General features: G+C 43.4%; 9 protein-coding genes. All 9 read right to left on the reverse strand.

Features of this window, described 5'->3' with window-relative positions; translation table 11 throughout:
• The coding region (locus AB5150_RS00900; RefSeq protein ID WP_368291060.1) for a ribonuclease R family protein at window positions 1-1454 on the reverse strand (1454 nt) is incomplete at its 3' end.
• 116 nt (window positions 1455-1570) lie between these two features.
• Window positions 1571-1822, reverse strand: a complete 252-nt coding sequence (secG, locus tag AB5150_RS00905) for a preprotein translocase subunit SecG (protein WP_015534991.1) — start codon at window positions 1820-1822, stop codon at window positions 1571-1573.
• Window positions 1823-1913: 91 nt separating this feature from the next.
• On the reverse strand, window positions 1914-4574 hold the full coding sequence (locus tag AB5150_RS00910; RefSeq protein WP_368291061.1) for a YfhO family protein: 2661 nt from the start codon (window positions 4572-4574) through the stop codon (window positions 1914-1916).
• A 110-nt stretch (window positions 4575-4684) separates the two neighbouring features.
• Window positions 4685-6166 (reverse strand): bifunctional hydroxymethylpyrimidine kinase/phosphomethylpyrimidine kinase, encoded by a 1482-nt coding sequence (gene thiD / locus AB5150_RS00915; protein ID WP_173794508.1) that lies wholly within the window; start codon window positions 6164-6166, stop codon window positions 4685-4687.
• 25 nt (window positions 6167-6191) lie between these two features.
• The gene (gene thiE / locus AB5150_RS00920) at window positions 6192-6833 is read right to left on the reverse strand and encodes a thiamine phosphate synthase (RefSeq protein WP_118016799.1); all 642 of its coding nucleotides are present in this window, start codon (window positions 6831-6833) and stop codon (window positions 6192-6194) included.
• A gap of 74 nt (window positions 6834-6907) precedes the next feature.
• Complete coding sequence (thiM, locus tag AB5150_RS00925) at window positions 6908-7729, reverse strand: hydroxyethylthiazole kinase (protein ID WP_055144359.1); 822 nt, start codon at window positions 7727-7729, stop codon at window positions 6908-6910.
• A 140-nt stretch (window positions 7730-7869) separates the two neighbouring features.
• Entirely contained in the window at window positions 7870-8289 is a 420-nt protein-coding gene (gene mscL / locus AB5150_RS00930) for a large conductance mechanosensitive channel protein MscL (protein ID WP_015534993.1), read from the reverse strand.
• 145 nt (window positions 8290-8434) lie between these two features.
• Window positions 8435-9979, reverse strand: coding sequence for a 2,3-bisphosphoglycerate-independent phosphoglycerate mutase (gpmI, locus tag AB5150_RS00935; RefSeq protein WP_015534994.1), 1545 nt, complete (start codon window positions 9977-9979; stop codon window positions 8435-8437).
• A gap of 109 nt (window positions 9980-10088) precedes the next feature.
• Window positions 10089-10847 carry an exodeoxyribonuclease III gene (locus tag AB5150_RS00940; protein WP_055144946.1) on the reverse strand — a complete coding sequence of 253 codons (759 nt, stop codon included), beginning with the start codon at window positions 10845-10847 and terminating at the stop codon, window positions 10089-10091.
• Window positions 10848-10900: the final 53 nt, after the last annotated feature.

Here is a 10900-nt window from a genome sequence, read left to right on the forward strand (position 1 = left end):
ACCCTGTCTGCATCAGGTGTCTCATGGACTCTGTACTCAAATGGTATATCCTGCCAGAAATAATCCTCAGCAATCGTCTCATTTGCAGCAAGCATAAAATCTTCAATGATCTCATTGGATCTGCGTCTCTCATATACACCTATTGATACAACTTTGCCGTCGGAGTCTATCTTGATCTTCGATTCGTCAAAATCAAAATCTATTGAGCCTCGCTTTCTTCTGTTAGCTCTGAGAAGATCCGACACATGAAGCATCATCTCGAACATAGGCACAAGCTCCTCATATTTTCTGGTCTCCCCTGGATCGTGATCCTCGACAATTGCAGACACACTTGTATATGACATTCTACGGTCCACATTGATCACAGTCTCACATATCTTATGTCCTACTATGTGGCCCTTCTGATCTATGTCCATAAGGCAGCTCAGCGCCAATCTGTCCTGCCCTTCATTCAGCGAACAGATACCATTTGACAGCTTGTGCGGAAGCATAGGTATTACCCTGTCCACGAGATAACAGCTTGTACCTCTGTTAAGTGCCTCTTTATCCAGAGGGGAATTCTCCTTTACATAGTGGGTCACGTCAGCTATGTGCACACCAAGCTTGTACATTCCGTCCGCCTCATAGAGTGTTATGGCATCGTCCAGGTCTTTTGCATCCTCGCCATCTATCGTCACTGTCTGAAGATGTCGGAGATCCGTTCTGCCTGCCATCTCCGATGCGCTGACAAAATCAGGGATCTGTGAGAGGCTGTCCATGACCTCGTCAGGAAAATCGACTGGAATGTCCAGAGCTCTGACCACAGACAGCACGTCACTCTCCGGATCATTTATATGTCCAAGTATCTCTATAATCTTTCCCTCCGGAGACTTCACTTTGTCTCCATAACTGATGATCTCCGCCACAACCTTATGTCCAGCCATGGCGCCCATGGAATTTTCCTTGGATATAAATATGTCTCCATCTATTTTCAGATTGTCAGGTATGACAAATCCAAAGTTCTTATTCTTCTGATAGACTCCGACAACCTTCTTTAGTCCACGCTCAAGTACCTTTATAACCGATGCTTCCTGCTTCATTCCCTTCGGTCTGTCCTCCGCATGTATGAGGACTGTATCACCGTGGAACGCTCCCATGGTATTCTTCTCAGGGACAAAGAAATCCTCCTTCATGCCCTCAACGCGGACAAATCCAAAACCTCTCTGATTGCCGATAAATGTTCCCTTGTATGTCCCTTCTCCGACCTTCTGATATCGCCCTTTTGCCGATCTGATGATCAGTCCCTCCTCTGTGAGGTCATTCAGTATATCGAGAAATGTCTGTCTCTCATCTCCCGGGACCTGAAGGAATGTACACATCTCCTTGAACTTCATAGGCGGATAATCATCATCGCATATAAATTCATATACCGTCTGTTTTCTTCTGTTGTATAACTCCAAATCCTTATTATCCATAACAAACCCTTTCTATATACATTATGCCCGCATCCCTACCGCACAAATACATTGCATAATGAGCAAAAAAATGCTTACATATATCAGTTAATATATGTAAGCATCAGAAATCATTATTAGTTGAAAAGCTTTGAGTCAAGCAGTAATGCAAGTACAAAGAAGAGAACTGTGAGAACTGCTGTTATCTTCTTAAGTATCTCCTGCTTTGAGCTTCCCTTATTCTTGCTCCAGTAGGAATTGTCAAATCCGCCGCCTGCTCCTGATATGGAACTTGTAAGGCTCGCATCCTTTCCTTCCTGTGAAAGAACCACTATTGCTAATACTATACATACTATAACATAAATTACCATTAATATTGTCTTCAGCATCTTAACACCTCCGTTTCCGAAAAAATGGTGTGTGTATAATTTTAACACCAACTTGAAACATAATAACACAACAAAATAATATATTCAATAACTATTTTCTTCGTTTTCTGTAAAACTCCGCAAATACCAGCATTGCGATACCTATTATCGAACAGGCAATACCTGCGCCTGCATATTTCACATGGAATTTCATCTCAACAACATTCTCACCCTCAACAAGACTTATAGAATACAGGCTGTCTACCACCTTATCCGGCTGTACCTTCTGGCCGTTAACTTTGACTGTCCAACCATCACAGTAAGGAATAGATGTGAATAAACTCTGTCCTTCCTTGGCATTTACAACAATTTCTGCGCTGCCATTTTCTATATCCATCACATCAGGGGTATATTTCTCAAGCTCCTCTGCTATGCTTTTCAGCAAATCCAGATCAAGAACATAAAACTGCTCTGCTCCATCATCCAGATCTAGCTTCTGCTTTGAGTGAAGCACAACCTTGTAGTAATCACGATCCTCATTTACAGGAATATTGAACACTGACGGCGAAAGCCATCTGGCATATCCGGTCCTGTATATTCCATTGACATTCAGCTTTGCATTAAACAGACTGTTCCATGGGATATTGCCATAAGCGATGTAATTGCCTTCCGGGATCTCCATCTTGTATACACGCTTCTTCGCTTTACTTACAACCGTCTCGTACTTTAAAGGCTTATAGATCTCAACCTTTCTGCCGAGCAGCTCGCTGTAGAGCTCATTTTGATATTCAAACGGATTGCCATTATATTTTGCCGCTGTATATTTGCCTGAATCATATACAAATGCCATAGGCAGGCTGTATGGGTTCTCGTATACACCGGCTCCATTTGCATTGTCTGCAATATCCTCTACTTTATCCATGCCCTCCAAAGCATAATCAGATACGATGTATCTGACTCCCAGCAGTGAATCAGTTCCAAGCACCGGCATGTTGACAACACTTAGGTTATCGCCTTCGCTCCTGTATCCCGTGTCCACAAGGAAGTTCAGCACTGTGCTGTCAGCGGTTGACACATACGATCCTATCGCCCAATACCCATAACCAAACGACTCGTCATAATTTGCTCTGACATTGTTCTTATATTTAAAATTATCATCCGTATCTTTGCCATTATTGTTTTTCTTTTTTTCGAGTGATCTTGTCGCCCTTGATCTGGTCTGGCTGATCCTGTATGTATCGGAATCATATTCTTTCAGATCATTTATAAGGCCTTCCATAGCCGTCTCATACTCAACAAAACTCTCACCGTTGTCGATATGGATATTGTCCATTTGCAACATCACGCTGTATCCTGTCTCAACAGTCAGCACTGCACACAGAATGACCGTAAATATAATTCCGAACACTCTTCCGGCTCCTACGTTTTTCGAAAGCCTGCTTATGAGTGCTATCAAAACGGCTACCCCTACAATAAGCGCATCGGTCAGCCATACAAGTTTGTTATCCTGGACTCCATGCAGATAGTTTACACCAAGCATAGCCGCACTGAATATCGCACTTGCAATGATAACCCGCCATTTTACAGCATTCAGATCCTCCGAGAGGAAAAATTCAGCGGCAAAGAATAATATGCAGAATATTCCAACATGTGAATATCTGTACCAATATGATCCAACCTCTTTGAACAGAGAAAATGCCATGCACAATGGATTCCAGTAAAACATGAGCAGCATTACCACAAGCGTGACAAATGCTAATATCTTCTGCTTTACATTGTGTTTCTTACCGATGAAGATTCCAATAAATCCTATCAACGCCAGACATCCGCAGTACAGAGACACGCTTCCCTTCTGACTCTGTGCGCCAAGCGAATATCCGTCTATCACAGATGAAACATCACCGATAAATGACATGTCGAGCAGAGAGCCGAAATCAAGACTTCCTCTTACACTGTAACGCATCGCACCTATCGTCGGAAGGAACAACACCCCGCTGATCAGAACTCCCGCCAGCATTGAATATATAAACCGTCCAAGTTTTCCGGCAAAATCCTTTATGACAGTCTTCTCAGCCTTAGTATCCCCACTGTACAATCTTAAATATGCAAATTCAAACAAAAACCAGAAACAGGCAAATACACAGTTGATTCCGCCCATATACCAGTTGAACAGAACTGCCAATGCAACTGATACGGAAAGCATAACAGGCCTGCCACCGTTAACCACTCTGTACACGCCCAGCATTATGAGCGGTAACATATAGAAGCCGTCAAGCCACATTATATTACATGCCTGGGCGATTCCATACTGACTCACTGCATAGCTCACCGCCAGAAAAATGATAAGTGCCTGCTTTTTCACAGAACCATCATTCCACTCTTCAAATCTCCTGTTGAGATAAAATGCAAATGTCGCCGCCGCACAGGCAAGCTTTAACGTTATGATCACATGTACGAACAATACAAGCTGGGATTTGTCGAATAACAACAGCAATAAATTGAACGGGCTGGAAAGATAGTAACTGAATACTCCTATGCAGGCCCCTCCTATAGATTTGCTGAAAGAATAATCTATATTATTTTTGCCGTCAAATACATCCTTCAGATATGCCAGAAAATCAAGATACTGAAAATCAGCATCCTTGGATGCGAGTGAATGTACTCCGAACGGCACATACTTTTTTATATAAAACAGAAGCCACAGCAGGCAGAATGTGATAATGCCCGCTGTAAGCATCTGAATAACAAGCTGTTTTCTCTGTTTTTTCTCCATCGTATTCTTCTCCAGATTATTTAGTTTTAATATAATACTACACAATCTGTGAAAATACTATATAGATTAAAATTTTTTAATGAAAGATTTTCTAACTTTTACATACTGATTTATAACATATACCTACTTCGTATATCGAAACCATGATTCAGCGGTCCACTGCCCGATCCCAGATCCAGCATGGCCGCCAGGGCACCGGATATATATTGTTTGGCCATTCTAACTGAATCACTTACATCATATTCCTTTGCGAGATTTGAAGCGATCGCACTTGAAAGCGTACATCCTGTGCCATGTGTATTCGGATTATCAATACGCTTACCCGAAAACCAGGTGATATTCTCTCCGTCAAAAAGCATATCATTTGCATCATTTATGCTGTGTCCACCCTTTACAAGGACAGCGCAGCCATACTTTCCGTATATACATCTGGCGGCATTCTCCATATCAGCTACGCTCTTCACCGATATACCAGTGAGCGCCTCAGTCTCAGGTATGTTTGGCGTTATGAGCTTTGCAAGTGGGAACAGTTTACCGGTCATGACCTCCACCGCATCATCGCTTATAAGCTTAGCACCACTGGTCGCCACCATCACAGGGTCAAGCACGACATTCTCCGCATTGTATCTGGCAAGTCTGTCAGCTATCACATCAATAAGTTCAGGAACAGATACCATTCCTATCTTGACCGCTTTCGGCCGTATATCGGTAAACACCGCATCTATCTGGGCGCCAAGTACATCAGGGATAACGTTCATGATAGCAGTCACTCCTGTGGTATTCTGAGCCGTGAGGGCTGTGATCGCACTCATACCAAATACGCCATTTGCCTGCATGGTCTTGAGATCCGCCTGTACACCTGCGCCACCTGAGGAATCGCTTCCGGCTATGGTGAGGACCGGCACAAGACGGCTTCTGTCAGAATTTATACTGCACAGCATGTCATCCATACTCTTAAAATAATGATCACAATGTGCTATAAGATCTCCCTGTCTGTCCCTGCTGGATTCGTCATAGAGACCGACCACAACAAATCCTCCGTTCTGTGCTGTCTCCGCCGCATGATATGCGTCCTCGAATACAAATGTATCCGAAGCCGGAGTTCCCATAAACTCAGCCGCCATCTCATATATCTTAGGTGAGGCTGCCTTGCCCACGCCCACCTCAGAACATGTAAATATCCTGTCAACATACTTCATAAGTCCTGTCCGCACAAGTGCTGCCTCAACATGGCATCTGTCTGTGGATGTTGCAACAGTGACCGGGATATCATATCTCTTTAAGAACCTCAGCAGTTCAGGCACACCTGACTTCGGCTCAACTTTATTTGCATAGAAATCGCGCACAGTCTCATTGATACCGTCTATAATCTCCTTCGCGCTGAGTTCAAGTCCATAGTGTTCCTGCATATATTCTGCGCCCTTCATCATGGTCATGGTGAAAAGCACCTTCTCAAGATCAGGTTCTGCCTGTATCCCTTGCCCCGCCAGATACATCTCTCCGGCATGATCCCACATAGGCATAGAGTCAAGCAGAACCCCATCCATATCAAATATCGCACCTTTTATATCACTGATAACTATTTTTTTCATGTACACCTCTATATCATATATTTAGTCAGGCATCAAGCATATTCTCTACAGAAAACTTGAGCTCCTCTGTGGCCTTCTGTATGTCCTTCTGTCCGAATATGGCACTTATAACTGCCACACCGCATATTCCAGAGCCCGCAAGCTCGGCCACATTATCCTTTGTTATGCCGCCTATGGCAATGACCGGTATGGACACCGCCTCACAAATGGCCTTGAGAGTTTCATGGCTCACATCGTCCGCGTCATCCTTTGAACCTGTTGTAAACACTGCTCCTACACCAAGATAATCTGCGCCGTGCTTTTCCGCTATAATCGCCTGCTCGACAGTCTGTGCAGACACTCCAATTATCTTGTCAGGGCCGAGTATCTTTCTGACGTCCATGGCCTCCATATCACTCTGTCCCACGTGTACACCGTCAGCATCTATATCCTTTGCTATGCTGACCTCGTCATTGACGACAAATGGAACTCCATATTCCTTACAAAGCTTCTGTATCTCCTTCGCCTCAGCGAGGAAGACTTCTCTGTCGAGATTCTTCTCCCTGAGCTGTACAAATGTTGCACCGCCGTCAAGTGCCTTCTTTACCTGATCATACAGAGTCTCTTCACCAAGCCAGTGTCTGTCAGTTACTGCGTAGAGCAAGAGCTCTTTCTCACTGCAATTTATCATACTATCTGTCCTTCCTATATGTTTTGATCCCGATCTGATGCAGATCCAGGCAATTATTAGACTTCCGTCAATTATCTGATTTCAAACTTTGCGCCCTGTTCAAGTGTATCCCCGTCCATATTGTATATGGCGTCGATTATCCTGTTCCTGTATGTTGAATTACCCTCAAATGCCTGCAGATGGGAATAACCGATCTCCCCAGCAAGTCCCATGACCATGACAGCCACTGCAGCAGCCTCAAGCTTGTTGTCCTGATTTGCCACAACATATGCTGTCATCATTCCTGAGAGCTGGCAGCCTGTTCCAGTGATCTTACCCATCTCAGGACGGCCGTTTCTGATTACATAACATTTCTCGCTGTCCGCAACAAGGTCTATTGCGCCTGTTACAGCTATGATAGATCCCGTTTCAGCAGATAGCTTCTTGACAAATGCCACTGCATTATCAAGCGTATCCTCCGTAACCGCATCTGCCACATCGGCATCAACACCCTTTGTGCTGCCGGAACCATATGCCAGAGTTTTGATCTCAGAGATATTTCCCCTTATAACATCAAATCTAATCTCCTTCATAAGTCCAACAGCCGTATCAGTTCTGAGCTTACTTGCTCCTGCTCCAACAGGATCGAGAAGTACAACATGTCCAAGTTCATTTGCCTTCTTCCCTGCCAGGTACATTGATGGAATAGTGTTCTTGTTAAGTGTTCCTATGTTGATATTCAGACCACCACATATACTTGTGATATCCTCCACGTCACCCTCATCATCCGACATGATAGGACTTCCACCGCACGCCAGAATGACATTTGCCACATCATTTACAGTTACATAGTTTGTTATATTGTGTACCAGAGGTACATTCTTTCTCACATTTTCAAGGCACTCTTTTATCATGTTTTTCTATCTCCTTTATATATACTCTGTTGTTTATCTGCTAATCTTTTTTGACGAAAAGCGGCCATACCATAAGGCACAGCCGCTTTTCTTATGCTGTATGTATCCCTACGCCGGCGCTGATCCAGGTCAGACCTGATCTACTCCTGGGCAGGAGGTACATCAGATGTACAATGCATACACTTTGTTGCTTTGATATCTATCTCACCCATACAGTATGGGCACTTTCTTGTGAGAGGAGCTGCCTCCTCTTTCTTCTTACCAAGATCCATGATCGCATTGATCCCCTTCATGATGACAAATATAACAAATGCCATGATTATGAAGTTGATAACTGCTGAAATAAACGCTCCATACTCGATATACTGTCCTGTATGGAATATCTGAAAATGTCCACCAATCTCTGCTCCACCGATACTGTTGATTATTGGTGTGATGAAACAGTCTGTAAAAGATGTAACCAATGACTGGAACGCTCCACCAATGATAACACCGATTGCAAGACTCATCACATTTCCCTTAAGGGCAAACTCCTTAAACTCTTCCAAAAACTTCTTCATATGTATCCTTCCAACTGAATACAGCACCAATCATAACAAACTTATATTATAATTCGGTGCCGTATCTTTTATTTATTGTTTCTCGCGCAATTGATATGACATATATCTACATTTGCTGTCATCGCTAATCGCACATCATCTTTTTTTACTTTCTTACAATAAGTGACTTGCCTGTCATCTCCTTAGGCTGAGGAAGTCCCATAACCTCAAGAAGTGTAGGTGCGATATCTGCAAGACATCCGCCCTCACGAAGCTCTACATCTTCACCATAGTTGTAAAGGATAAATGGTACAGGGTTAGTTGTATGAGCTGTATGTGGAGCACCGGTCTCATAGTTGATCATCTGCTCTGCGTTACCATGATCAGCACAGATAAAGAGAACACCATCAACCTTATCAATTGCCTCTACAGCAGCGCCAACGCACTTGTCAACTGTCTCTACAGCCTGGATAGCTGCTGGGATAATACCTGTATGACCAACCATATCAGGGTTTGCAAAGTTGATGATGATCACATCATACTCGCCACCAAGGATAGCTGCATTGAGCTTCTCGCTTACCTCTGGAGCACTCATCTCTGGCTGGAGGTCATATGTTGCTACAGCAGGTGACTTTACAAGGATTCTGTCCTCGTTCTTGTTAGGCTCCTCAACACCGCCGTTGAAGAAGAACGTTACATGAGCATACTTCTCTGTCTCAGCAAGTCTGAGCTGCTTGAGGCCCTTAGCTGCAAGGTACTCACCGAATGTGTTGTCAATCTCTTCCTTCTTGAATGCTACAAGCTTGTTAGGTATTGACTCGTCGTAGTCCTTGAAACATACATATGTGAGTGGCATGCGGCCATTTGCTCTCTCAAATCCATCAAAATCATCACAGCAGAATGCTCTGGTGATCTCGCGGGCTCTGTCTGGTCTGAAGTTAAAGAATATAACTGAATCATTTGGCTTAACAAGTGATACAGGCTTACCATTCTCTGTGATTACTGTAGGAAGAACGAACTCATCATATACTTCCTTGTCATATGACTCCTGCATAGCTGCAACCGGGTCCTCAGCCTGAACGCCCTCACCTGTTACAAGTGACTTGTATGCAAGCTCTACTCTGTCCCATCTGTTATCTCTGTCCATTGCGTAGTAACGGCCTGACATAGATGCAACCTTACCTACACCAATCTCCTTCATCTTTGCGATAAGCTCCTCAAGGTATCCCTTACCTGATGCAGGCGGTGTATCTCTTCCATCGAAGAATGGATGAACGTATACATTCTCAAAGTTCTGCTTCTTGCAGAGCTCAAGGATCGCATAAAGGTGTGTATTGTGGCTGTGAACACCACCATCTGAGAGAAGTCCCCAGAGATGAAGATCTGAATTGTTCTTCTTGCAGTTTTCTATTGCAGCAAGCATCTCCTCGTTCTCAAAAAAATCTCCATCAGCGATTGCCTTTGTGATTCTTGTAAGCTCCTGATATATGATACGGCCTGCGCCGATATTCATATGACCTACCTCTGAATTGCCCATCTGACCATCTGGAAGTCCTACAGGAAGTCCTGAAGCTGCGCCCTGCACAAATGGTGCTGTAGCCATAAGTTTGTCCATAACAGGTGTCTTTGCAAGTGCTACTGCATTGCCCTCTGTCTTGTCACTGAGACCATATCCGTCGAGGACCATTAAAACTACTGGTTTCTTACTCATAATTTTTCTCCTTTTTATTTATTCCGGCTAAATGCCTCTTAATCATAATTCACTCATTTGAGATTATACTTATATAATGCCTATTTTTCAAGTTCAAATCCAACTCAAGTCACAGGTCAATATCCAGTTCAACCGGGCAGTGATCAGATCCCATGATATCAGTGTGTATCTTAGCATCGACAAGCTTGTCCTTCAAACTCTCAGATGTGAGAAAATAGTCGATACGCCAACCTGCATTCTTCTCCCTTGCCTTAAATCTGTACGACCACCATGAATATATATTTTCCTGATCCGGATAAAAATATCTGAATGTGTCGATGAAGCCATCATCTAGAAGCACCGTCATCTTCTCTCTTTCCTCATCAGTAAATCCCGCATTCTTCCTGTTTGTCTTTGGATTTTTCAGATCTATCTCATTGTGAGCCACGTTCATATCGCCGCACACTATAACAGGCTTATTCTCCTCAAGCTTTTTCAGATATGCTCTGAAATCATCCTCCCACTTCATCCGGTAATCAAGCCTTGCAAGCTCGTTCTGTGAATTTGGTGTATATACAGTCACCATGTAGAAGTTCTCATATTCAAGTGTTATGACACGACCCTCATGGTCGTGTTCATCTATGCCTATACCTTTTGTTTCACTCAAAGGTTTCTCTTTTGTGAAAATAGCCGTACCTGAATATCCCTTCTTATCCGCATAGTTCCAATACTGATAATATCCTGGCATATCAAGTGTGAGCTGTCCCTCCTGCATCTTGGACTCCTGTATACAGAATATGTCTGCATCTATGCTGTTAAAAAAGTCCATGAAGCCTTTACCGGCGCATGCCCTTATTCCATTTACGTTCCATGAGATAAGTTTTTTCATAAATTTATATACCATTTTATCCTTTCATTATTATTTGGGGAAAATCATGTTTT

Origin of the sequence: Coprococcus sp. RTP21281st1_F1_RTP21281_210402, assembly GCF_040915325.1 — a bacterium.
GTDB lineage: Bacteria > Bacillota > Clostridia > Lachnospirales > Lachnospiraceae > Coprococcus > Coprococcus aceti.